The organism is Pantoea sp. SGAir0175 (genome assembly GCF_043547855.1).
On record NZ_CP028081.1, the window covers coordinates 3,267,033 to 3,290,222 of the forward strand.

The following is a 23,190-nucleotide window of genomic DNA, read 5'->3' on the forward strand; positions in this document are numbered from 1 at the left end:
TGGGAGAATTAATCCCAGTCTGGTGCCAGACCTTCCGGGCTGACCAGACGCTGCTGGCGATCCAGCGCGGCGATCTGCGCCATGTCGTCCGCATCCAGTTTCAGATCCTGCGCCGCCATATTGCTGGCCAGGTTCTCACGTTTGGTTGAGGAGGGGATCACGGCATAACCCAGTGCCAGTGCCCACGCCAGGACGACCTGCGCGGGTGTGGCCTGATGTTTCTGCGCAATCTGCTTTATCACCTGTTCTTTTAACGCTTCGCCATACGCCAGCGTCATGTATGAAGTGATATGAATGCCCTGCTGTTTCGCGAAGTCCACGACCTGGCGATTTTGCAGGAACGGGTGCAGCTCAATCTGGTTGGTCGCAATGTTCTCTGCGCCCACAGCGGCAATGGCCTCTTTCATCAGGGCAATCGGGAAGTTAGAGATACCAATCTGACGCGTCAGTCCCGCCTCTTTCGCTGCAATCAATGCCTGCATGCTCTCTTTGACTGATACCGCTGCACCCGGCGATGGCCAGTGGATCAGCGTCAAATCGACATAGTCGGTACGCAGTTTCGCCAGGCTCTGCTGCAGGCTGGGGATCAGTTTGTCGGCGGCGAGATTCTCAATCCAGATTTTAGTGGTGATAAACAGCTCATCACGTGCCACGCCGCTTTCAGCAATAGCCTGACCTACGGCAGCTTCGTTTTCATAAATTTGAGCGGTATCGATAGTACGATAACCGAGTTCCAGTGCGGTTTTCACTGAATAAATAACGACATCGTCCTGCAGACGAAATGTTCCTAAACCAAAAGCGGGGATTGTCATGTTTTCCTCATCATTGCGTTGAATGTTGCGATGAGGCGTATTGTGGCAGGATTATTGTTGCTGAAAAATCCGCTTATGAGCAGAGGAATTTTGCGTTTTACTCAACAATGGCGGGTTTTTAGCGGACATGAAAAAGCCCTGACTTTGCAGTCAGGGCTTCTCAATTTAAGTGGCGGAACGGACGGGGCTCGAACCCGCGACCCCCTGCGTGACAGGCAGGTATTCTAACCAACTGAACTACCGCTCCACCGATTCTGTACTGATTTCAGACCGTCGCTGATTTCAGGTGTTTCGCCCTTTCCGCGTCACCGGGAAGGTCACGACCCGATTAGGGGTCTTAAATTGATGCCTGGCAGTTCCCTACTCTCGCATGGGGAGGCCCCACACTACCATCGGCGCTACGGCGTTTCACTTCTGAGTTCGGCATGGGGTCAGGTGGGACCACCGCGCTGTTGCCGCCAGGCAAATTCTTTGTGCCCTGTCCCGCGTCTTTCGCACTGATGCCGCGTTGGCCGCCCTCGTAAAGTCAGTCACATACTCGTGTATGCTCCTTCCTTTCCTCCGGCCTGCCGCCTCGCCTCAGCGCAAAATCCTCCGGACTCGCGTCCGCAGAACAAAGCTGATTCTTTATCCGTCACAAGCTGAAAATTCTTTCTGTCTCTCAGACCAAAACGCCTCTGGCGTTGTAAGGTTAAGCCTCACGGGTCATTAGTACCGGTTAGCTCAACGCATCGCTGCGCTTACACACCCGGCCTATCAACGTCGTCGTCTTCAACGTCCCTTCAGGACCCTTAAAGGGTCAGGGAGAACTCATCTCGGGGCAAGTTTCGTGCTTAGATGCTTTCAGCACTTATCTCTTCCGCACTTAGCTACCGGGCAGTGCCATTGGCATGACAACCCGAACACCAGCGGTGCGTTCACTCCGGTCCTCTCGTACTAGGAGCAACCCCCCTCAATTCTCCAGCGCCCACGGCAGATAGGGACCGAACTGTCTCACGACGTTCTAAACCCAGCTCGCGTACCACTTTAAACGGCGAACAGCCGTACCCTTGGGACCTACTTCAGCCCCAGGATGTGATGAGCCGACATCGAGGTGCCAAACACCGCCGTCGATATGAACTCTTGGGCGGTATCAGCCTGTTATCCCCGGAGTACCTTTTATCCGTTGAGCGATGGCCCTTCCATTCAGAACCACCGGATCACTATGACCTGCTTTCGCACCTGCTCGAGCCGTCACTCTCGCAGTCAAGCTGGCTTATGCCATTGCACTAACCTCCTGATGTCCGACCAGGATTAGCCAACCTTCGTGCTCCTCCGTTACGCTTTGGGAGGAGACCGCCCCAGTCAAACTACCCACCAGACACTGTCCGCAGCCCGGATCACGGGCCTACGTTAGAACATCAAACATTAAAGGGTGGTATTTCAAGGTTGGCTCCACGCAGACTGGCGTCCGCGCTTCAAAGCCTCCCACCTATCCTACACATCAAGGCTCAATGTTCAGTGTCAAGCTATAGTAAAGGTTCACGGGGTCTTTCCGTCTTGCCGCGGGTACACTGCATCTTCACAGCGATTTCAATTTCACTGAGTCTCGGGTGGAGACAGCCTGGCCATCATTACGCCATTCGTGCAGGTCGGAACTTACCCGACAAGGAATTTCGCTACCTTAGGACCGTTATAGTTACGGCCGCCGTTTACCGGGGCTTCGATCAAGAGCTTCTCCTTGCGGATAACCCCATCAATTAACCTTCCGGCACCGGGCAGGCGTCACACCGTATACGTCCACTTTCGTGTTTGCACAGTGCTGTGTTTTTAATAAACAGTTGCAGCCAGCTGGTATCTTCGACTGGCTTCGGCTCCGGGAGCAAGTCCCCTCACCTACGCGCCAGCGTGCCTTCTCCCGAAGTTACGGCACCATTTTGCCTAGTTCCTTCACCCGAGTTCTCTCAAGCGCCTTGGTATTCTCTACCTGACCACCTGTGTCGGTTTGGGGTACGATTTCGTGTTACCTGGAGCTTAGAGGCTTTTCCTGGAAGCAGGGCATCAGTTACTTCACCGCCGTGGCGGCTCGTCATCACGCCTCAGTGTTAAAGAAGACCGGATTTGCCTGGTCTTCACACCTGCACGCTTAAACCGGGACAACCGTCGCCCGGATAACCTAGCCTTCTCCGTCCCCCCTTCGCAGTAACACCAAGTACAGGAATATTAACCTGTTTCCCATCGACTACGCTTTTCAGCCTCGCCTTAGGGGTCGACTCACCCTGCCCCGATTAACGTTGGACAGGAACCCTTGGTCTTCCGGCGAGCGGGCTTTTCACCCGCTTTATCGTTACTTATGTCAGCATTCGCACTTCTGATACCTCCAGCGTGCCTCACAGCACACCTTCAGCGGCTTACAGAACGCTCCCCTACCCAACAACACATAGTGTCGCTGCCGCAGCTTCGGTGCATGGTTTAGCCCCGTTACATCTTCCGCGCAGGCCGACTCGACCAGTGAGCTATTACGCTTTCTTTAAATGATGGCTGCTTCTAAGCCAACATCCTGGCTGTCTGTGCCTTCCCACATCGTTTCCCACTTAACCATGACTTTGGGACCTTAGCTGGCGGTCTGGGTTGTTTCCCTCTTCACGACGGACGTTAGCACCCGCCGTGTGTCTCCCGTGATAACATTCTCCGGTATTCGCAGTTTGCATCGGGTTGGTAAGCCGGGATGGCCCCCTAGCCGAAACAGTGCTCTACCCCCGGAGATGAGTTCACGAGGCGCTACCTAAATAGCTTTCGGGGAGAACCAGCTATCTCCCGGTTTGATTGGCCTTTCACCCCCAGCCACAAGTCATCCGCTAATTTTTCAACATTAGTCGGTTCGGTCCTCCAGTTAGTGTTACCCAACCTTCAACCTGCCCATGGCTAGATCACCGGGTTTCGGGTCTATACCCTGCAACTTAACGCCCGGTTAAGACTCGGTTTCCCTTCGGCTCCCCTATGCGGTTAACCTTGCTACAGAATATAAGTCGCTGACCCATTATACAAAAGGTACGCAGTCACCTAACAAGTAGGCTCCCACTGCTTGTACGTACACGGTTTCAGGTTCTGTTTCACTCCCCTCGCCGGGGTTCTTTTCGCCTTTCCCTCACGGTACTGGTTCACTATCGGTCAGTCAGGAGTATTTAGCCTTGGAGGATGGTCCCCCCATGTTCAGACAGGATACCACGTGTCCCGCCCTACTCGTCGGACTCACAACTCATGCATCTTCGTGTACGGGGCTGTCACCCGGTATCGCGCGACTTTCCAGACGCTTCCACTGATGCACAAGCTGATTCAGGTCCTGGGCTGCTCCCCGTTCGCTCGCCGCTACTGGGGGAATCTCGGTTGATTTCTTTTCCTCGGGGTACTTAGATGTTTCAGTTCCCCCGGTTCGCCTCGTTAACCTATGTATTCAGTTAACGATAATGCACAAGTGCACTGGGTTTCCCCATTCGGACATCGACGGCTGTAGCGGTTCATATCACCTTACCGTCGCTTTTCGCAGATTAGCACGTCCTTCATCGCCTCTGACTGCCAGGGCATCCACCGTGTACGCTTAGTCGCTTAACCTCACAACCCACAGGCGTTTTGCAACGCTGCGGACTGCAAGCATTTGAGAGACCCGAACGCATCGCCATTTCATTCTTATTACGGAGAATGAACACGACGCGTCGTTTCAAATTTTCAGCTTGTTCCGGATTGTTAAAGAGCAATATCTCAAACACGACGTTACCGTCAGTTTTGAGATATTCTGTGGAGACACCTTTCACCTGTCACCAAGCAGTGGCGTCCCCTAGGGGATTCGAACCCCTGTTGCCGCCGTGAAAGGGCGGAGTCCTAACCGCTAGACGAAGGGGACACAAAGTGTCACGACTTCGCAGCCGTCCTGCTCGTTACTTTTCTATCAGACAATCTGTGTGAGCACTTCGCGGGAAAGTATCTTCAGGTAAGGAGGTGATCCAACCGCAGGTTCCCCTACGGTTACCTTGTTACGACTTCACCCCAGTCATGAATCACAAAGTGGTAAGCGCCCTCCCGAAGGTTAAGCTACCTACTTCTTTTGCAACCCACTCCCATGGTGTGACGGGCGGTGTGTACAAGGCCCGGGAACGTATTCACCGTAGCATTCTGATCTACGATTACTAGCGATTCCGACTTCATGGAGTCGAGTTGCAGACTCCAATCCGGACTACGACGCACTTTATGAGGTCCGCTTGCTCTCGCGAGGTCGCTTCTCTTTGTATGCGCCATTGTAGCACGTGTGTAGCCCTGGCCGTAAGGGCCATGATGACTTGACGTCATCCCCACCTTCCTCCGGTTTATCACCGGCAGTCTCCTTTGAGTTCCCGACCGAATCGCTGGCAACAAAGGATAAGGGTTGCGCTCGTTGCGGGACTTAACCCAACATTTCACAACACGAGCTGACGACAGCCATGCAGCACCTGTCTCAGAGTTCCCGAAGGCACCAAAGCATCTCTGCTAAGTTCTCTGGATGTCAAGGCCAGGTAAGGTTCTTCGCGTTGCATCGAATTAAACCACATGCTCCACCGCTTGTGCGGGCCCCCGTCAATTCATTTGAGTTTTAACCTTGCGGCCGTACTCCCCAGGCGGTCGACTTAACGCGTTAGCTCCGGAAGCCACGCCTCAAGGGCACAACCTCCAAGTCGACATCGTTTACGGCGTGGACTACCAGGGTATCTAATCCTGTTTGCTCCCCACGCTTTCGCACCTGAGCGTCAGTCTTCGTCCAGGGGGCCGCCTTCGCCACCGGTATTCCTCCAGATCTCTACGCATTTCACCGCTACACCTGGAATTCTACCCCCCTCTACGAGACTCAAGCCTGCCAGTTTCAAATGCAGTTCCCAGGTTAAGCCCGGGGATTTCACATCTGACTTAACAGACCGCCTGCGTGCGCTTTACGCCCAGTAATTCCGATTAACGCTTGCACCCTCCGTATTACCGCGGCTGCTGGCACGGAGTTAGCCGGTGCTTCTTCTGCGGGTAACGTCAATCGGCGAGGTTATTAACCTCACCGCCTTCCTCCCCGCTGAAAGTACTTTACAACCCGAAGGCCTTCTTCATACACGCGGCATGGCTGCATCAGGCTTGCGCCCATTGTGCAATATTCCCCACTGCTGCCTCCCGTAGGAGTCTGGACCGTGTCTCAGTTCCAGTGTGGCTGGTCATCCTCTCAGACCAGCTAGGGATCGTCGCCTAGGTGAGCCATTACCCCACCTACTAGCTAATCCCATCTGGGCACATCCGATGGTGTGAGGCCCGAAGGTCCCCCACTTTGGTCTTGCGACGTTATGCGGTATTAGCTACCGTTTCCAGTAGTTATCCCCCTCCATCGGGCAGTTTCCCAGACATTACTCACCCGTCCGCCACTCGCCACCCAAAGAGCAAGCTCTTCTGTGCTGCCGTTCGACTTGCATGTGTTAGGCCTGCCGCCAGCGTTCAATCTGAGCCATGATCAAACTCTTCAATTTAAGTTTGATTTGCTGCAACGAGTGCAGCGATGCTCTGTGAATTAAACTTCGTAATGAATTACGTGTTCACTCAGCAAAGACTTGATATTTTTTACGTCCGGAGACGCTGATATCAATCCTGCGAGTGCCCACACAGATTGTCTGATAAATTGTTAAAGAGCGGTGCGACGCGGCGTTCGGCCTGCTGTCGCGAGGTGGCGTATATTACGCTTTCCTCCTTCAGAGTCAAACACTTTTTTCAGCGTTTTTCTCCGGCGGGGTGAATCACTTCACACCCTGCTGAGCCGCCTGCGTTGCCGCTTTGCCGTCTCAGTGGTGGCGCATTATAGGGCGAACTTATGGAAGCGCAAGTGCAAATTTCAACTTTTTTACTGTTCGCTTAAGATTTGTGCAGAAGGCCTGATTTCAGGCCTTTTTCATGCGCGCCGGCAGCTCTGCGAGACTATCAATTACCCAGTCCGCGGCCGCTTCGCCTTCGGCGGTGACTGGCTTACCGCTGCGCACCAGCACTTTGGTTCCCACGCCTGCCGCCTTTGCTGCCAGCATATCTTCCAGCTTATCGCCCACCATATAAGAAGCTGCCATATCGATGTTCAGGTGTTTCTGCGCCGAAAGCAGCATGCCCGGTTGCGGCTTGCGGCAATCGCAAGTCTGGCGGTACTCCACGACCGTTGCATCAGGCAGATGCGGACAGAAATAGATGCCGTCGAGATCGACATCGCGATCGGCCAGCGACCAGTCCATCCACTCGGTGAGTTGCATAAACTGATCTTCGGTAAACATGCCGCGCGCGATGCCAGACTGGTTGGTCACCAGCACCAGCGCGTAGCCCATCTTCTTTAACGCCTGCAGCGCTTCAATGGTGCCATCAATAAACTGAAAATTATCGATCTCATGAACATAGCCGTGATCGACATTCAGGGTGCCATCACGATCGAGAAAAATAGCCGGGACTGGGTTCGCCACGTAGAAACTCCTGCTGCAAATAGTGCCGCGCAGTATCGCATGATTGCGCGTACCGTGAGAATGGCAGATTGAATGACTTTGATTGATTTAGCCGTCTGGATGCCTTACCATCCATCCAGATTTCGCCTGCCCCGGCGGCGCGAAGACCGATACACCACGGACAACGCAACACGATAACAATTAAACTAACAATTAAACTAATGATTAAACTCGAAAATATCACCAAAGTGTTCCAGCAGGGTTCACGCACTATTCAGGCGTTGTCAAACGTTAGCCTGCACGTGCCTGCCGGACAAATTTATGGCGTCATCGGTTCATCCGGTGCCGGTAAAAGTACGCTCATCCGCTGCGTCAATCTGCTGGAGCGCCCGACATCCGGTCGCGTGCTGGTTGACGGTCAGGATCTCACCGCGCTCTCTTCCGGGCAGTTAACGCTGGCGCGCCGCCAGATTGGCATGATCTTCCAGCACTTCAACCTGATGAACTCCCGCACCGTGTCGGGCAACGTTGCGCTGCCGCTTGAGCTGGGTAACCTGTCACGCGAGGCGATCAAAAAGCGCGTCAGCGAACTGCTGGAGCTGGTCGGTCTGGCGGACAAACACGACAGCTGGCCGGCGAATCTGTCCGGCGGTCAGAAACAGCGCGTCGCGATTGCCCGTGCGCTGGCCAGCAATCCGAAGGTCCTGCTGTGTGATGAAGCCACCAGCGCACTGGACCCGGCCACCACCCGTTCGATTCTGGAGCTGCTGAAAGACATCAACCGTCGTCTCGGTATCACCATTCTGCTGATCACCCACGAGATGGATGTGGTGAAACGCATCTGCGATCAGGTAGCGGTGATCAGCAACGGCGAACTGATTGAAAAAGACAGCGTCAGCGAAGTGTTCTCCCACCCGAAAACGCCCCTGGCCCAGCAGTTTATTCAGTCAACGCTGCATCTGGATATTCCGGATGATTACCAGCAGCGCATGCAGGCGAGCGCGGGCAGCGAGAGCGTGCCGCTGCTGCGACTGGAGTTCACCGGTAAATCGGTGGATGCGCCGCTGCTGTCAGAAGCCGCGCGCCGTTTCAACGTCAATAACAACATTATCAGTGCCCAGATGGATTACGCCGGTGGCGTGAAGTTCGGCATCATGCTGGCCGAAATGGACGGCAGTGAAACAGATACACAAGCCGCGATTGCCTGGCTGAAAGAAAATCATGTGAAAGTAGAGGTGCTGGGTTATGTCTGAAGCGATGCTGTGGTTACTGACGCGTGGCGTCTGGGAAACGCTGATGATGACCTTCGTTTCTGGTTTCTTTGGCTTTGTGCTTGGCCTGCCGGTTGGCGTACTGCTGTACGTCACGCGTCCGGGGCAGATTCTGGCCAACACTGCGCTGTATCGCGTGCTGTCAGCCATCGTCAATATTTTCCGTTCTATTCCTTTCATTATCCTGCTGGTGTGGATGATTCCGTTTACCCGCGCTATCGTTGGCACCTCCATTGGTCTGCAGGCGGCCATCGTTCCGCTGACCGTGGGCGCAGCGCCGTTTATCGCCCGTATGGTCGAGAACGCGCTGCTTGAGTTGCCGACCGGACTGATTGAAGCCTCGCGCGCCATGGGTGCCACACCGCTGCAGATCGTGCGTAAGGTGCTGCTGCCGGAAGCGCTGCCAGGGCTGGTGAATGCCGCTACAATTACCCTGATTACCCTGGTGGGCTACTCCGCCATGGGTGGTGCTGTGGGCGCGGGCGGTCTGGGCCAGATTGGCTATCAGTATGGTTACATCGGCTATAACGCCACCGTGATGAATACCGTGCTGATTTTGCTGGTGGTGCTGGTGTATTTAATTCAGTTCTGTGGTGACCGCATCGTGCGTGCGGTGTCACATAAATAAGCAAACAACATCAATAGTCCTCTATTAAGGAAAGGATATGTCTTTCACATTTAAAAAGATTGCCGCTGTGGGTGCTCTGATTGGCGCGATTGCGCTGGCAGGATGCGATCAGAAAGAGAAAGATCCCAACCACATTAAAGTGGGTGTGATTGTCGGGGCTGAACAGCAGGTTGCGGAAACTGCCGTGAAAGTCGCGAAAGAGAAATACGGTCTCGATGTTGAACTGGTTACCTTTAACGATTACGTGCTGCCTAACGAAGCGCTGAGCAAAGGCGATATTGACGTTAACGCCTTCCAGCACAAGCCGTACCTCGATCAGCAGATCAAAGACCGCGGTTACAAACTGGTGCCGGTCGGCAACACCTTCGTTTATCCGATTGCCGGCTACTCGAAAAAAATCAAATCGCTGGATGAGCTGCAGAACGGTGCGCAGATCGCTATCCCGAACGATCCAACCAACCTCGGTCGTTCTCTGCTACTGCTGCAGAAAGTGGGCCTGATCAAACTGAAAGATGGCGTGGGCCTGCTGCCAACCTCACTGGATATCACTGAGAATCCAAAGAACCTGAAGATTGTTGAGCTGGAAGCGCCACAGCTGCCACGTTCACTCGACGATCAGCAAATTGCGCTGGCGGTGATCAACACCACTTACGCCAGCCAGATTGGCCTGACCCCGGCGAAGGACGGCATCTTCGTAGAAGATAAAGACTCGCCGTACGTGAACCTGATCGTTAGCCGCGAAGACAACAAAGACGCGGAGAACGTGAAGAAGTTTGTTGAGGCTTATCAGTCAGACGAAGTGTCTGAAGCCGCCAACAAAATCTTCAACGGCGGCGCAGTGAAAGGCTGGTAATTATCCCTTTCATGCGGTGCAGGGCGGCTTCGGCCGCCCTTTCTATTTCAGCATGTGGCAGCTGACTTGTTATTTCTGGTCGTCCTTGTTTCAATAACGCCACTTTATATTACATGAGGATGTTGCCATGCGTTTTTTACCGCTCTGCTTGTTGGCATTGATGCTGACCGGGTGCGTGCGTGAATATCACCCAATAAGCAGTGCTCCGTCTCGCCCGCAGCAATCAACCAGCGAACCTCAGCGCAAACCGGCTGCGCGTCCGGCCCCGGTTAAGATCTATACCGATGCGACCGATCTGGTCAGCAATCCGTTCCGCGATCTGGGCGAAGTGTCGGGTGATGATTGCCAGAGCAGCACCCAGGACTCACCGCCGAACCTCAATACCGCGCGTAAACGCCTGCAGATTAAAGCGGCCGGCATGAAAGCCAACGCCGTGCTGCTGCACAAGTGTGAAATTGTCTCCAGCACGCCAGGCTGCTATCGCCAGGCGGTATGCCAGGGTTCCGCGCTGAAAGTCTCCAATCAATGAGTGAATTTGCCTTTGCGCAAATCGGCGTGATCCGTTCGCCGTGGAAAGAGAAATTTGCCGTACCGCGCCAGCCGGGTCTGGTGCAGGACGGCGGTGGCGAACTGCATCTGCTGGCGCCGTACAATCAGCCTGAAGCGGTGCGTGGACTGGAGGCATTCAGCCATCTGTGGGTGCTGTTCGTCTTTCACCAGACCATGGCCGGCGGCTGGCGCCCAACCGTACGCCCGCCGCGCCTCGGCGGTAATGCCCGCATGGGCGTATTTGCCACCCGCTCGACCTTTCGCCCCAATCCTATCGGCATGTCGCTGGTTGAGCTCAAAGGCATCCGCTGCGAGCAGCAACAGGTGATTCTGCAATTAGGCAGCCTCGATTTGGTGGACGGCACCCCAGTGGTGGATATCAAGCCTTACCTGCCCTTCGCCGAAGCGCTGCCTGAGGCGCGCGCGGGGTTCGCCCAGAGCGCGCCCGACGCCAGCATGCCGGTGCGTTTCTCCGCGCAGGCGCAGCAACAGCTGCAACAGCAGCAACGCGATTACCCGCAGCTGGCGCGCTTTATCACTGAAGTGCTGGCGCAGGATCCGCGTCCCGCTTATCGCAAAGGTGAAAGCCCTGGCCGTGAATATGCCGCCTGGCTGCTCGACTTTAATGTGCGCTGGCGCATTGACGCGGCGGGAACCGAGGTGATCGCGCTCGATCCGCGCTAAAACAAGCTTTTGAGTGACGGATCTCGCTGGTACACTAGCCGCCAGCAAATTTTTTGTTCGTATCCTTCCGTACAACTGGAATCGTAAATTAATGCGTACTACTCAATATCTGCTCTCCACCCTGAAGGAGACGCCTTCCGATGCTGAAGTGATCAGCCACCAGCTGATGCTGCGCGCCGGTATGATCCGCAAACTGGCTTCCGGTCTCTATACCTGGCTGCCGACCGGTATTCGCGTGCTGCGAAAAGTTGAAAACATCGTGCGCGAAGAGATGAACAACGCCGGTGCGATTGAGATCTCTATGCCGGTGGTTCAGCCAGCCGATCTGTGGGAAGAGAGCGGTCGCTGGGAGCAGTACGGCCCGGAGCTGCTGCGCATTAAAGACCGCCACGAACGTCCGTTCGTGCTGGGTCCGACCCATGAAGAAGTGGTCACCGACCTGATCCGCAACGAGCTGAGCTCCTATAAGCAGCTGCCGCTCAACGTCTATCAGATCCAGACCAAATTCCGTGATGAAGTACGCCCGCGTTTTGGCGTGATGCGTTCGCGCGAATTTATCATGAAGGATGCGTACTCATTCCACACCTCGCAGGAGTCGCTGCAGGAAACTTACGATGCGATGTACCGCGCCTACAGCCAGAGCTTCAGCCGCATGGGGCTGGATTTCCGCGCCGTGCAGGCCGATACCGGTTCGATTGGCGGCAGCGGCTCGCATGAGTTCCAGGTGCTGGCGCAGAGTGGTGAAGATGATGTGATCTTCTCCAGCGAGTCCGATTACGCGGCCAACATTGAGAAAGCCGAAGCGCTGGCACCTGCCGGTGAGCGCCCGGCGGCAACGCAGGCGCTGACGCAGTTCGCCACGCCAAACGCGAAGACCATCGCCGAGCTGGTCGAACAGCACCAGATCCCGGTAGAAAAAACGGTGAAAACGCTGGTCGTGAAAGCCAGCGAAGAGAGCGGTCATTCGCTGGTTGCGCTGCTGTTACGCGGCGACCACGAGCTCAACGAAATCAAAGCCGAGCATCTGGACATCGTGGCCGCGCCACTGGAAATGGGCAGCGAGGAAGAGATTCGCGCCGCCATCGGTGCCGGTTTTGGCTCTCTCGGTCCGGTCGGTCTGACCATCCCGGTGATTGCTGACCGCACCGTGGCAAAAATGAGTGACTTCGCGGCAGGCGCCAACATTGATGGCCAGCACTATGCCGGCATTAACTGGGGTCGCGATCTGCCAGAAGCACGCGTAGAAGATATTCGTAACGTGGTAGAAGGCGATCCGAGCCCGGATGGCAAAGGCGTGCTGATGATTAAGCGCGGCATTGAAGTCGGCCACATCTTCCAGCTCGGCACCAAATATTCGGATGCGATGAAGGCAGCGGTACAGGGTGAAGATGGTCGCAATCAGATCATGACCATGGGCTGCTACGGTATCGGTATCACCCGCGTCGTGGCGGCGGCTATCGAACAGAACCACGACGAGCGCGGGATTATCTGGCCTGCAGCGCTGGCACCGTTCGAAGTGGCGATTCTGCCGATGAACATGCACAAATCCTTCCGCGTGAAAGAGCTGGCGGAACAGCTGTACAACGAGCTGCGCGCCAAAGGCATCGACGTCATTCTTGACGATCGTAAAGAGCGTCCGGGCGTGATGTTTGCCGATATGGAACTGATCGGCGTACCGCACACTATCGTGATTGGCGACCGCAACCTGGATAACCAGGAGATCGAGTACAAAGCCCGCGCCGTCAGCGAGAAGCAGATGATTAAGCAGCACGACATCGTCGACTTCCTCAGCCGCGCACTCAACAAGTAATCCCCTGACGCCTCCTGCCGGAGGCGTTTTTTTTAGCGCAGCTTGCCGCGCAGCGCCTTCACATTGCTGCGTCGTGATTTACCTTCCAGCCGCCGCTCTCTGGACGCCCGCGTCGGGCGCGTCGCGCGGCGCACTTTCTCCACCGTCGTCAGCTCGCGTATCAGGTTGATCAGCCGCTGCAGCGCCGCCTCGCGGTTCATCTCCTGGCTGCGATACTCCTGCGCTTTGATAATCACCACGCCATCGGCGCTGATCAAATGGTGGTTCGCCTCCAGCAGCCGCTGTTTATAAAACGGCGGTAGCGACGAGGCGTGAATATCGAAACGCAGATGGATAGCGGTCGACGTCTTATTGACGTGCTGGCCGCCCGCGCCCTGAGCGCGAATGGCACTGAGCTCCACTTCATTGTCCGCAATTGAAACACTACGTGACAGCACAATCATCTGCCACCTGCCGTTATCAGCGCGGTTGTATCCGGAAATAACCTGTTCATCAACTTAACCTTTTGTGCGCCGCCAGGCTGGCTGAGACCAGTGCTGGCTGTCACTTTTTGCCCTTTCTTTGCCACCTTCCCTGCGCCCCCTGGCTGATTTCCAGCGAACCCCTGTGATATAGTCGCATATCAACCAGAGTATTGATGCTCTGCTGAGGAGGTGTATGTGCAAAAGTATTGTGAGTTAGTTCGCCAGAAGTATGCCGGGATTGGCAGCGGCGACCTGGGGTATGTGCCAGACGCGATCGGATGCGCACTGAAAGCACTCAATGATATTGCCGCTAATTCTGCGCTAAACTCTTCTGTCAGGGAACAGGCAGCGTATGCCGCTGCAAACTTATTGGTGAGCGACTATGTTGACGAATGAAGCCTACAAACCCATCAACTGTGATGACTACGACAACCTCGAGCTCGCCTGTACCAAACACTGGACGCTGTCGCTGGAGCTCAAAAACGGCGACCAGCTGAAAGCGAAAGCCGTGGACATGGTCTCACGTAAAAACGTCGAGTATCTTGCGGTCGACCTCTCCGGTGAAACGCGCGAGCTGCGCCTCGACCACATCGCCAGCTTCAGCCATCCTGAGCTGGGCACCGTTATCGTCAGCGAAGACGAATAATCTCTCCCCGGGCGGGAAAGCTATTCCCGCCCACCTCGCTTAAGGCTGCAGCGAAGCGTAGTACGCCGCTAAATCATCCATATCCTGATCGCTCAACCCGGCCACAAAGGCTTTCATCACCTCTGCCTGACCGCCACTGCGCTCGCCTTTTTTGTAGGCCTGCAGCGAATGCAGCAGGTAGGGCGCATGCTGCCCGGCCAGATTAGGGTAAAGCGGCACCGCGCTCTTACCTTCCGCGCCATGGCACGCCATACAGCTGGCGGCTTTCTGCGCGCCAGCCTTGACGTCGCCCTGCGCAAACGCCGGCAGCGCAGCAGCCAGTAGCGCCGCGACAATCCACTGTTTCATCATTGCTGTTCCTTTTTAGGGTGTTGACCAGATCGCCTGCCAGCCTTGCGTCTCGCCCGCCGCGCCTGCGCGGGTGACAAACAGCCCCGGCGCAGCAATCAGCGTCTGGTTGTAGTAAATCAACGGAATGCGTTCGCGCTGCCACGGCGGGACGCCCAGCTCCTGCCACAGTTTTTTCATTTCGCGACCACCAGCCCGGCCGACAACATGGTGATAGCCGTGGGCCTGAAAGCGCACAATAACCTGCTCATCCGCCGCCGGCTGGCGCAGTTCCGCCTGCGCCGGAATGGCGCGCAGTTCACCCAGCCCATCAGGCAAAATTAATGGCTGCGTCTGCGGCTGCCAGGTTAGCGAGTGCTGACTCAGTGAGTGCTGTCGCGGCAGCCAGTAAAGCCGTTCCCGGTAGCGCCGCAGTTCGTGCGCGCCAAAGCGCAGACACGGCTGCGCATCTTCACGGCTGTGCATCACCTCGTCGGTAATGCGCTGCAGCGCGTCGCGCGCGGGCATTGCGCCACCACGTTCGCTAATCCAGCGCCGCAGCAGCGCGTGCCGCCGTGCCTCGCTACAGGCCAGCAGCGGCGGAAAATGCAGTGCGCCCTGGGCATCGGTCAGCTGCGCCAGCTGCTCGCTGAGCAGCTCATCCAGCAGTTGCTCCTGCTCACCGCATAGCGCTGCGCTGCGGGCACTGGCCGCGCTGAAGTGCGGCCAGCGCGCCTGCAGCAGCGGCAGCACGTCCTGGCGCAGGAAATTGCGATCGTAGCGACGGTCAGCGTTGCTCTCATCGTCAATCCAGTCCAGCTGGTGCCCGACAGCGTAAGCTTCAAGCTGCTGACGGCTGAGGTTGAGCAACGGGCGCAGATGCCAGTGGCCGTTAACCTGCCGCTGCTGCGGCATCGCCGCCAGACCAGCCGGACCGCTGCCGCGTTTCAGCGCCAGCAGCAGCGTTTCAGCCTGGTCATCGAGGTGCTGAGCAGTAAGTAAGTACTCACCGGGTTGCAGATGACTAAATAACGCCTGATAGCGCGCCGTGCGGGCTGCGGCTTCGATCCCGCCGGCGCGAGCATCCACCTGCACGCGCAGCACCTCGCAGGGAATGTGCCACTGCTGACACTGCTGCTGGCAGTGCGCCGCCCAGCGATCGGCGTTGGGGCTTAAACCATGATGCACGTGTAATGCGCGCACGCGCAGCTGCGGCTGCTGGCGTTGCCAGCTCACTAACTGATGCAGCAGGACGCTGGAATCGAGCCCGCCGCTGAATGCCAGCACGCAGCGGGCATCGGCTGGCAGCAGCGCAGCAAGATGAGAAAAGGACATGCACGCATTCCGTTGAGGTGAACCGCCGGATTGCGGCTCACTGCGCGCGCTATTTTACGCCTGATACAGCTCCAGCGGCAAACCATCCGGATCGGGGAAGAAGGTGCAGGCTTTACCGGTGAGAGCATCGATGCGGATCGGCTCGCACACCACGCCCTTTTCTGCCAGCGCGGCAACCGACTGTTCGACATCATCCACACAAAACGCCAGATGGCGCAGCCCGCACGCTTCCGGCCCGCTGACGCGCGGCGGCGGCGCAGGAAACGAGAACAGCTCAATGGTATAGACGCCATTAAGGCCAAGATCGCCTTTCCATGAGTCGCGCTCAGCGCGATAGTATTCACCCAGCAGCTCAAAGCCCAGCACGTCGCAGTAAAACGCCTTACTGCGCTGATAATCGGTGGCAATAATGGCGATGTGGTGGATCTGTTTTATCTGCAGCATAGCGGCTCCGAAAGTATTCTGAGCCGCTTAGCCTACGTGCCCGGCGCGGCGCTGAAAAGATGCAATTATCTGAAGTTAGCGCGCAGGCTCGTCGCGCAGCACGCGCACCAGATAGCGACCGTCGTCGGTGAGCGTGGCACCGTGAATATCCGTTTCAAAGCCGGGATAGTGCCGCCCGATGGTACAGAGCATCAGCAGGAAATCCAGCACCGCCCGGCTCTGTTCGGTAATCATCTCGCCCGGCATCACCAGCGGCACGCCTGGCGGATAAGGCAGGATCATGTTGGCTGAAATCCGCCCGACCAGCTCGCGAATGTCCACGGTTTCCACCTGTCCCTGCACCTGCCGCTGAAACGCCTGGTGCGGCGTCATCTTCATCTCCGGCAGAACGTCAAATGCCCGCAGCATCAGACGCGGCAAATCGTGCTGCAGGATCAGCTGATGAATGCCCTGCGCCAGCGTCTGGATGCGCATATTACGGTAGAAGTCAGGATCTTCAGCATAGAGATCCGGCAGCATGTTTTTTACCCGCAGGTTGAGATCGTAGGCACGTTTGAACTCCGTCAGCCCGCGCAGCACGCTCATCGCTTTGGTTTTATCGATGCCAATGCTGAACAGGAACAGCAGGTTATACGGTCCGGTCTTCTCCACCACGATGCCACGCTGGTCGAGGAATTTCGCCACCAGCGCGGCCGGAATGCCCTCTTCCGCCATCTGGCCCAGTTCGCTCATGCCCGGCGTGAGAATGGTGACTTTGATGGGATCAAGGTACATATGATCGCGATCGGCGTGGGTAAAGCCGTGCCACGCCTCGTCGCCCGGCTGAATCGGCCAGCATTCGGCTTCATCCACCTGTTCCGGCTGCCAGATATCAAAGAACCAGCCGTCAGACTCTTCGCGCAACCGCTGGATCTCGCGGCGAAAATGCAGTGCGCGCTCCACCGAGCGATTAATCAGCCGCCGGCCCGGATTACCGCGCAGCATCGCCGCTGCGGTCTCAATCGAAGAGACGATCGCGTAGCTCGGCGAGGTGGTGGTGTGCATCATGTAGGCTTCGTTGAAGGTGTCGTGATCGTAATCGCCCTTGATGTGAATCAGCGACGCCTGTGAGAACGCCGCCAGCAGTTTGTGGGTCGACTGGGTTTCATAGATCACTTTGCCGGGAATGCGCTCGCCGCTCATGCCACTTTTGCCGCTGTAGATAGGGTGAAAATTGGTGTATGGCACCCAGGCGGAATCGAAATGGATGGACGGCACGTCCAGCGTCTGTTTGATGTATTGCGTGTTATACAGCAGGCCGTCGTAGGTTGAGTTGGTGATGACCGCATGCACCGGCCAGCTGGCGCGCGGGGTATCGTTAACTTTCTGCTGGATGCTGTCGCGGGTGAATTCGCGCTTAGGGATGCCACCCAAAATGCCCAGCGCGTTGCGCGTTGGTTTGAGCCAGATGGGGATGATGTCGCTCATCATCAGCAGATGCGTCAGCGATTTGTGGCAGTTACGGTCAATCAATACCGTGCTGCCGGCCGGTGCGGCGTACATTCCGACGATTTTATTCGAGGTCGACGTGCCGTTGGTGACCATATAGCTCTGCTCAGCGCCAAAGGTGCGCGCCACATACTCTTCTGCTTCGAGGTGCGGACCGGTGTGATCGAGCAGCGAGCCCAGTTCAGTGACCGAGATCGAAACATCCGCTTTCAGCGTGTTGGCGCCGAAGAAATCATAGAACAGGCTGCCGACCGGGCTTTTCTGAAACGCCGTACCGCCCATGTGGCCCGGCGTGCAGAAGGTGTATTTCCCCTCTTTGACGTAGGTGAACAGCGCTTTGGTCAGCGGCGGCATAATTTTGTCGATGTACTCATCGGTGTACTGCCGGATATGCAGTGCAATATCGTCAGCGGCGTTGAGCGCGTATTCGAAGAAGTGCAGCGCCATGCGCATTTCATTAATGCTGACATCCATCTGCGAATGGGTGTTGATGAAGGCATACAGCGGCAGTGATTCGTTAAGCTGATTGATGTCGCTGCACAGCGCCAGGCTGTAGTCGTCCCAGTCAAATATCACCCCGCAGACGCGCGGGTTGTGTTCAATCAGTTTCAGCAGGTCGCTGGCATTGTTGGGATAAACGGTCTGGAAACCCTGCAGCTTCAGCGCCGCGTCCAGTTCGCGAATCGGTTCATCTTTGTAGAACGCGCCGTGCGGTCCCATGATCGCAATAATATTCAATGCTCACCTCCTGTGGTGTTGTGGCACGGAATAAGGATAGCGAAAAGTGGCGGGTGAATGTTCCGGAATCGCGCCGTTGTTGGCCTGATGTTTGTCAGCGATGCATCTCAGGTCGCCATGAATGGCGACCCTACAGGATTACTACCCGGTTTTTCCCAGGGTGCGCATTGAGGTACAAACAGGCATAAAAAAAGCGGACCGGGGTCCGCTTCTGTGAAGGCTTTTCGGCGCTTACGCGTAGCCGTAGCTCATCAGGCGCTGATAACGGCGGTTGAGCAGCTCTTCCGTGCTCAGCACATCGAGATCGGCCAGATCGGCCAGCAGCTGCTGCTTGAGCGCTGCCGCCATGTCCACCGGATGACGGTGCGCGCCGCCCAGCGGTTCCGGGATGATCGAATCGATCAGCTTCAGCTCTTTCAGACGTCCGGCGGTGATGCCCATCGCTTCTGCGGCCAGTGGTGCTTTGTCGGCGCTCTTCCACAGAATTGATGCACAGCCTTCCGGTGAGATCACCGAATAGGTGCTGTACTGCAGCATATTCACTTTATCGCCAACGCCAATCGCCAGCGCGCCGCCGGAGCCGCCTTCGCCGATCACGGTACAGATCACCGGGATCTTCAGGCCTGACATCTCGCGCAGGTTGCGGGCAATCGCTTCAGACTGACCGCGCTCTTCCGCGCCCACGCCCGGATAGGCACCCGGCGTGTCGATGAAGGTGATCAGTGGCATCTTAAAGCGCTCGGCCATCTCCATCAGACGCAGCGCTTTACGGTAGCCCTCGGGTGCTGGCATACCGAAGTTACGCCGGATTTTCTCTTTGGTTTCGCGGCCTTTCTGATGGCCAATGACCATCACCGGACGCCCATCCAGACGAGCGATGCCGCCGACAATGGCTTTATCATCGGCATAGGCGCGGTCACCGGCCAGCTCGTCAAAATCGTCAAACGCATTGCGGACATAGTCCAGCGTATAAGGACGCAGCGGATGGCGCGCCAGCTGCGCAACCTGCCATGCACCCAAATCGGAGAAGATTTTACGGGTCAGCTCGACGCTTTTCTCGCGCAGACGCTGCACTTCTTCATCCAGATTAATATCGTGTTTCTCATCCGAACGACCAATCGATTTCAGCGAGTCGATTTTCGCTTCCAGTTCAGCGATTGGCTGTTCAAAATCCAGGTAATTAAGACTCATAATGTTCCTGTTTTAGTCAAACTCCAGTTCCACCTGCTCCGACCCTACTAACGACCGCAAATCGTTGAGTAAACGATCGCTGGGCGAAATACGCCACGCTGCACCAAAACGCAGCTTCGCCCGCGCATCTGCTCTCTGATAATAGAGATGCACCGGAATGGTCCCGGAGCGATGAGGCTCCAGAGACTGGCGGAGACGGTTTAAAAGCTGGTCATCAATTTGCCTGTCCGTCAGCGAGATAGCAAGTCCGCGCGCGTATTTTTCCCGCGCTTCGTCGATGTCCATGACTTCCCGGGCGGTCATTTTAAGCCCACCGCTAAAGTCATCAAAGCTGACCTGTCCACTGACGATCAGGATACGGTCCTTCTCCAGCAGCTGCTGGTATTTATCTAACGCATCGGTAAATAACATCACCTCGAGACGGCCAGAGCGGTCGTCAAGAGTACAGATACCAATTCGGTTGCCGCGCTTGGTGACCATGACGCGGGCGGCAATCACCAGCCCGGCCGCAACGGTCACTTTACCACGTTCTGTTGGATGCATGTCTTTCAGGCGCATGCCGCCAACGTAGCGCTCAATTTCTTTCAGATACTGATTGATAGGATGACCGGTGAGATACAGACCGAGCGTCTCACGCTCGCCGTCCAGCTGCACCTGCTCCGGCCACGGCGTAATGGCCGCATAAGATTGCTCAACCTGCTCGGGCTCTTCCGCCAGCACGCCGAACATATCCGCCTGTCCCGTCGCTTCGGCTTTGGCATGCTGATCCGCCGCCTTCAGGGCGTCACCCAGCGCGCTCATCAGCGCCGCGCGGTGCGGGCCAAGACGATCGAACGCGCCGGACATGATCAGTTTTTCCATCACGCGACGGTTGATCTTTTTGGTGTCGGTGCGCGCGCAGAGATCAAACAGCTCTTTAAAGTAGCCGCCCTGATTACGCGCTTCGAGGATCGCTTCGATCGGCCCCTCACCCACGCCTTTGATGGCGCCGATGCCGTACACGATCTCCCCGTCATCGTTGACGTGGAACGGATAGAGCCCGGAGTTAATGTCTGGCGGCAGCACTTTCAGCCCCATGCGCCAGCACTCATCCACCAGTCCAACCACCTTCTCGGTGTTATCCATATCGGCGGTCATCACCGCCGCCATGAACTCGGCCGGATAGTGTGCTTTCAGCCACAGCGTCTGATATGAGACCAGCGCATAAGCAGCAGAGTGCGACTTGTTAAAGCCGTAGCCTGCGAATTTCTCCACCAGATCGAAGATTTTCATCGACAGTTCGCCGTTGATGCCCATCTTCTCAGCACCATCCTGGAACACCGAACGCTGCTTGGCCATCTCCTCCGGCTTCTTTTTACCCATGGCACGACGCAGCATATCCGCGCCGCCCAGCGTATAGCCGGACAGCACCTGGGCAATCTGCATCACCTGTTCCTGATAGAGGATGATGCCGTAGGTCGGCTCCAGCACCGGCTTCAGGCTCTCATGCTGCCACTGAATGTCCGGGTAGGAGATGGCTTCACGGCCGTGCTTACGGTCAATAAAGTTATCGACCATGCCCGACTGCAGCGGCCCCGGACGGAACAGCGCCACCAGTGCGATCATATCTTCGAAGCAGTCCGGCTTCAGTCGCTTGATCAGATCTTTCATGCCGCGCGATTCAAGCTGGAACACCGCGGTGGTTTCCGAGCGTTGCAGCATGTCGAAGCTTTTTTTGTCATCCAGCGGGATGGCGGCGATATCGATCGGCGGTAAACCCTGCTTTTCACGCCGCGGGTTGATCATCTTCAGCGCCCAGTCGATGATGGTCAGCGTGCGCAGGCCGAGGAAGTCAAACTTCACCAGTCCGGCGTATTCCACGTCGTTTTTATCGAACTGGGTGACCGGGAACTGGCCGTTCTCATCGCAGTACAGCGGCGCAAAATCGGTGATTTTGGTCGGCGCAATGACCACGCCACCGGCGTGCTTGCCGGCGTTACGCGTGACCCCTTCCAGCTTGCGCGCCATGTCGATCAGCGCTTTGACCTCTTCGTCAGCTTCGTAGATCTCCGGCAGCTGCGGTTCCGCCTGGAACGCTTTTTCCAGCGTCATGCCCGGATCCGGCGGGATCAGTTTTGAGATGCGATCAACAAAGCCGTACGGATGCCCCAGCACCCGACCAACGTCGCGAATCACCGCTTTCGCCGCCATGGTACCAAAGGTGATGATCTGCGACACCGCATCGCGGCCGTACATCTCAGCCACGTGATCGATCACCTGGTCACGTTTTTCCATGCAGAAGTCGACGTCAAAGTCGGGCATCGAGACACGTTCCGGGTTAAGGAAACGTTCGAACAGCAGGTCAAACTCCAGCGGATCGAGATCGGTAATTTTCAGCGCATAGGCCACCAGTGAACCGGCACCGGAACCACGTCCCGGCCCGACCGGAATGCCGTTATCCTTCGACCACTGGATAAACTCCATCACGATCAGGAAGTAGCCGGGGAAGCCCATCTGGTTAATGACGTTGAGCTCGATGTCGAGACGCTCGTCATATTCCGGCCGGCGTTCAGCACGCACCTGCTCATCCGGGAAGAGAAACGCCAGGCGCTCCTCCAGCCCTTCGCGCGACTTCATCACCAGGAAATCTTCGGTCGACATGTCGCCGGTCGGGAACTGCGGCAGGAAATATTCGCCGAGGCGCACCGTGACGTTACAACGCTTAGCAATCTCTACGCTGTTTTCCAGCGCTTCCGGGATGTCCGAGAACAGCTCGCACATCTCCTCTTCGCTGCGCATATATTGCTGAGGACTGTAGTTGCGCGGACGTTTAGGATCGTCCAGCGTGTAGCCGTCGTGAATCGCCACGCGGATTTCATGGGCATCGAAATCTTCTTCGTTGAGGAAGCAGACTTCATTGGTGGCCACCACCGGCACCGATTCAGCAATCGCCAGCTCAACCGCGGCGTGCAGATAGGCCTCTTCGTCTGGCCGGCCGGTACGCGTCAGTTCCAGATAGTAGCGGTTAGGGAAATGCTGCTGATAGAAACTCAGGCACTGCGCCACCAGCGCGTTATTGCCGCGCAGCAGGCTGCGACCGACGTCACCGCGCCGTCCGCCCGACAGCAGAATCAACCCTTCGCCCAGCTCCAGGAGCCAGTCGCGATCGATAATCGGTCCGGCGATACCGTAACCGCGCTGGTAAGCGCGCGAAATCAGCAGCGTCAGATTCTGGTAACCGGTGTTATTAGCCGCCAGCACGGTGAGCTGCGTCAGCTCATCGCCCATCAAATCGCTGGCCACCTGGAAGTCGGCCCCGACGATCGGTTTGATACCGGCGCTGTGCGCGCTGCCATAAAAGCGCACCAGCCCGCACAGGTTGGTGTAGTCGGTGATGGCAATGGCTGGCATGCCGAGCGCGGCCGCCTTTTTTACCAGCGGCCCGGTCTTGGCCAGACCATCAACCATGGAGTAATCGCTGTGTACGCGCAGATGTATAAAACGAGGTTCAGCCAT

Annotated in this window: 17 protein-coding genes, 2 tRNA genes and 3 rRNA genes; 8 read left to right on the forward strand and 14 right to left on the reverse strand. The window is 56.6% G+C overall.

Going from position 1 to position 23,190, the window contains the following annotated elements; genetic code table 11:
- Positions 1 to 8: 8 nt before the first annotated feature.
- From dkgB to gmhB, 7 genes are all read right to left on the reverse strand, one after another.
- On the reverse strand, positions 9 to 812 hold the full coding sequence (gene dkgB / locus C1N56_RS15425) for a 2,5-didehydrogluconate reductase DkgB (protein WP_394516846.1): 804 nt from the start codon (positions 810 to 812) through the stop codon (positions 9 to 11).
- 170 nt (positions 813 to 982) lie between these two features.
- Positions 983 to 1,059, reverse strand: a tRNA-Asp gene (locus C1N56_RS15430).
- A gap of 100 nt (positions 1,060 to 1,159) precedes the next feature.
- Positions 1,160 to 1,275: ribosomal RNA gene (gene rrf / locus C1N56_RS15435) — 5S ribosomal RNA — on the reverse strand.
- 224 nt (positions 1,276 to 1,499) lie between these two features.
- A 23S ribosomal RNA gene (locus tag C1N56_RS15440) occupies positions 1,500 to 4,403 on the reverse strand.
- A gap of 214 nt (positions 4,404 to 4,617) precedes the next feature.
- Positions 4,618 to 4,692, reverse strand: a tRNA-Glu gene (locus C1N56_RS15445).
- A gap of 88 nt (positions 4,693 to 4,780) precedes the next feature.
- Positions 4,781 to 6,322, reverse strand: a 16S ribosomal RNA gene (locus C1N56_RS15450).
- The 16S, 23S and 5S rRNA genes sit together here with 2 tRNA genes alongside, the layout of an rRNA operon.
- A 405-nt stretch (positions 6,323 to 6,727) precedes the next feature.
- The gene (gene gmhB / locus C1N56_RS15455) at positions 6,728 to 7,288 is read right to left on the reverse strand and encodes a D-glycero-beta-D-manno-heptose 1,7-bisphosphate 7-phosphatase (protein ID WP_021507462.1); all 561 of its coding nucleotides are present in this window, start codon (positions 7,286 to 7,288) and stop codon (positions 6,728 to 6,730) included.
- A gap of 200 nt (positions 7,289 to 7,488) precedes the next feature.
- On the opposite strand from gmhB, the gene metN reads away from it, so the two are divergent.
- The 6 genes from metN (at position 7,489) to proS (ending at position 13,062) form a co-directional block, all read left to right on the forward strand.
- Complete coding sequence (gene metN, locus C1N56_RS15460; RefSeq protein ID WP_058759540.1) at positions 7,489 to 8,520, forward strand: methionine ABC transporter ATP-binding protein MetN; 1,032 nt, start codon at positions 7,489 to 7,491, stop codon at positions 8,518 to 8,520.
- Complete coding sequence (locus C1N56_RS15465) at positions 8,513 to 9,166, forward strand: methionine ABC transporter permease MetI (RefSeq protein WP_021507464.1); 654 nt, start codon at positions 8,513 to 8,515, stop codon at positions 9,164 to 9,166. The genes metN and C1N56_RS15465 overlap by 8 nt, the downstream gene beginning before the upstream one ends.
- Positions 9,167 to 9,203: 37 nt before the next feature.
- Positions 9,204 to 10,019, forward strand: coding sequence for a MetQ/NlpA family lipoprotein (locus C1N56_RS15470; RefSeq protein WP_021507465.1), 816 nt, complete (start codon positions 9,204 to 9,206; stop codon positions 10,017 to 10,019).
- Between the two features lie 127 nt (positions 10,020 to 10,146).
- The gene (gene rcsF, locus C1N56_RS15475; RefSeq protein WP_021507466.1) at positions 10,147 to 10,548 is read left to right on the forward strand and encodes an Rcs stress response system protein RcsF; all 402 of its coding nucleotides are present in this window, start codon (positions 10,147 to 10,149) and stop codon (positions 10,546 to 10,548) included.
- Positions 10,545 to 11,252, forward strand: coding sequence for a tRNA (N6-threonylcarbamoyladenosine(37)-N6)-methyltransferase TrmO (gene tsaA / locus C1N56_RS15480; protein ID WP_282954705.1), 708 nt, complete (start codon positions 10,545 to 10,547; stop codon positions 11,250 to 11,252). The genes rcsF and tsaA overlap by 4 nt, the downstream gene beginning before the upstream one ends.
- Positions 11,253 to 11,343: 91 nt before the next feature.
- A complete protein-coding gene (proS, locus tag C1N56_RS15485; protein WP_394516847.1) occupies positions 11,344 to 13,062 on the forward strand; it encodes a proline--tRNA ligase in 1,719 nt (572 codons plus the stop codon).
- A gap of 32 nt (positions 13,063 to 13,094) precedes the next feature.
- Here the strand turns inward: proS and arfB are convergent, their stop codons facing one another.
- The gene (gene arfB / locus C1N56_RS15490; RefSeq protein ID WP_021507469.1) at positions 13,095 to 13,505 is read right to left on the reverse strand and encodes an alternative ribosome rescue aminoacyl-tRNA hydrolase ArfB; all 411 of its coding nucleotides are present in this window, start codon (positions 13,503 to 13,505) and stop codon (positions 13,095 to 13,097) included.
- Positions 13,506 to 13,721: 216 nt separating this feature from the next.
- Between arfB and C1N56_RS15495 the strand changes: the two genes are divergently transcribed.
- Positions 13,722 to 13,922, forward strand: a complete 201-nt coding sequence (locus C1N56_RS15495; protein WP_021507470.1) for a YaeP family protein — start codon at positions 13,722 to 13,724, stop codon at positions 13,920 to 13,922.
- Complete coding sequence (gene rof / locus C1N56_RS15500) at positions 13,909 to 14,172, forward strand: Rho-binding antiterminator (RefSeq protein WP_021507471.1); 264 nt, start codon at positions 13,909 to 13,911, stop codon at positions 14,170 to 14,172. Before C1N56_RS15495 ends, rof begins: the two co-directional genes overlap by 14 nt.
- Positions 14,173 to 14,211: 39 nt before the next feature.
- Here rof and C1N56_RS15505 read toward each other — a convergent pair whose 3' ends face one another.
- From C1N56_RS15505 to dnaE, 6 genes are all read right to left on the reverse strand, one after another.
- Positions 14,212 to 14,520 (reverse strand): c-type cytochrome, encoded by a 309-nt coding sequence (locus tag C1N56_RS15505; protein WP_031279691.1) that lies wholly within the window; start codon positions 14,518 to 14,520, stop codon positions 14,212 to 14,214.
- 15 nt (positions 14,521 to 14,535) lie between these two features.
- The gene (gene tilS, locus C1N56_RS15510) at positions 14,536 to 15,834 is read right to left on the reverse strand and encodes a tRNA lysidine(34) synthetase TilS (protein ID WP_104094479.1); all 1,299 of its coding nucleotides are present in this window, start codon (positions 15,832 to 15,834) and stop codon (positions 14,536 to 14,538) included.
- Between the two features lie 54 nt (positions 15,835 to 15,888).
- Positions 15,889 to 16,278 carry a VOC family protein gene (locus C1N56_RS15515; RefSeq protein WP_058770579.1) on the reverse strand — a complete coding sequence of 130 codons (390 nt, stop codon included), beginning with the start codon at positions 16,276 to 16,278 and terminating at the stop codon, positions 15,889 to 15,891.
- A 75-nt stretch (positions 16,279 to 16,353) separates the two neighbouring features.
- On the reverse strand, positions 16,354 to 18,504 hold the full coding sequence (locus C1N56_RS15520) for a lysine decarboxylase LdcC (protein ID WP_058770580.1): 2,151 nt from the start codon (positions 18,502 to 18,504) through the stop codon (positions 16,354 to 16,356).
- A 231-nt stretch (positions 18,505 to 18,735) separates the two neighbouring features.
- Complete coding sequence (accA, locus tag C1N56_RS15525; RefSeq protein ID WP_021507476.1) at positions 18,736 to 19,695, reverse strand: acetyl-CoA carboxylase carboxyl transferase subunit alpha; 960 nt, start codon at positions 19,693 to 19,695, stop codon at positions 18,736 to 18,738.
- A gap of 12 nt (positions 19,696 to 19,707) precedes the next feature.
- Entirely contained in the window at positions 19,708 to 23,190 is a 3,483-nt protein-coding gene (dnaE, locus tag C1N56_RS15530; protein ID WP_058759534.1) for a DNA polymerase III subunit alpha, read from the reverse strand.

Coding starts and splice junctions, on each gene's coding strand:
- dkgB (WP_394516846.1), bottom strand. CDS start 812: ATGACAATCCCCGCTTTTGGTTTAGGAACATTTCGTCTGCAGGACGAT.
- metN (WP_058759540.1), top strand. CDS start 7,489: ATGATTAAACTCGAAAATATCACCAAAGTGTTCCAGCAGGGTTCACGC.
- C1N56_RS15465 (WP_021507464.1), top strand. CDS start 8,513: ATGTCTGAAGCGATGCTGTGGTTACTGACGCGTGGCGTCTGGGAAACG.
- C1N56_RS15470 (WP_021507465.1), top strand. CDS start 9,204: ATGTCTTTCACATTTAAAAAGATTGCCGCTGTGGGTGCTCTGATTGGC.
- rcsF (WP_021507466.1), top strand. CDS start 10,147: ATGCGTTTTTTACCGCTCTGCTTGTTGGCATTGATGCTGACCGGGTGC.
- tsaA (WP_282954705.1), top strand. CDS start 10,545: ATGAGTGAATTTGCCTTTGCGCAAATCGGCGTGATCCGTTCGCCGTGG.
- proS (WP_394516847.1), top strand. CDS start 11,344: ATGCGTACTACTCAATATCTGCTCTCCACCCTGAAGGAGACGCCTTCC.
- arfB (WP_021507469.1), bottom strand. CDS start 13,505: ATGATTGTGCTGTCACGTAGTGTTTCAATTGCGGACAATGAAGTGGAG.
- rof (WP_021507471.1), top strand. CDS start 13,909: ATGTTGACGAATGAAGCCTACAAACCCATCAACTGTGATGACTACGAC.
- C1N56_RS15505 (WP_031279691.1), bottom strand. CDS start 14,520: ATGAAACAGTGGATTGTCGCGGCGCTACTGGCTGCTGCGCTGCCGGCG.
- tilS (WP_104094479.1), bottom strand. CDS start 15,834: ATGTCCTTTTCTCATCTTGCTGCGCTGCTGCCAGCCGATGCCCGCTGC.
- C1N56_RS15515 (WP_058770579.1), bottom strand. CDS start 16,278: ATGCTGCAGATAAAACAGATCCACCACATCGCCATTATTGCCACCGAT.
- accA (WP_021507476.1), bottom strand. CDS start 19,695: ATGAGTCTTAATTACCTGGATTTTGAACAGCCAATCGCTGAACTGGAA.
- dnaE (WP_058759534.1), bottom strand. CDS start 23,190: ATGGCTGAACCTCGTTTTATACATCTGCGCGTACACAGCGATTACTCC.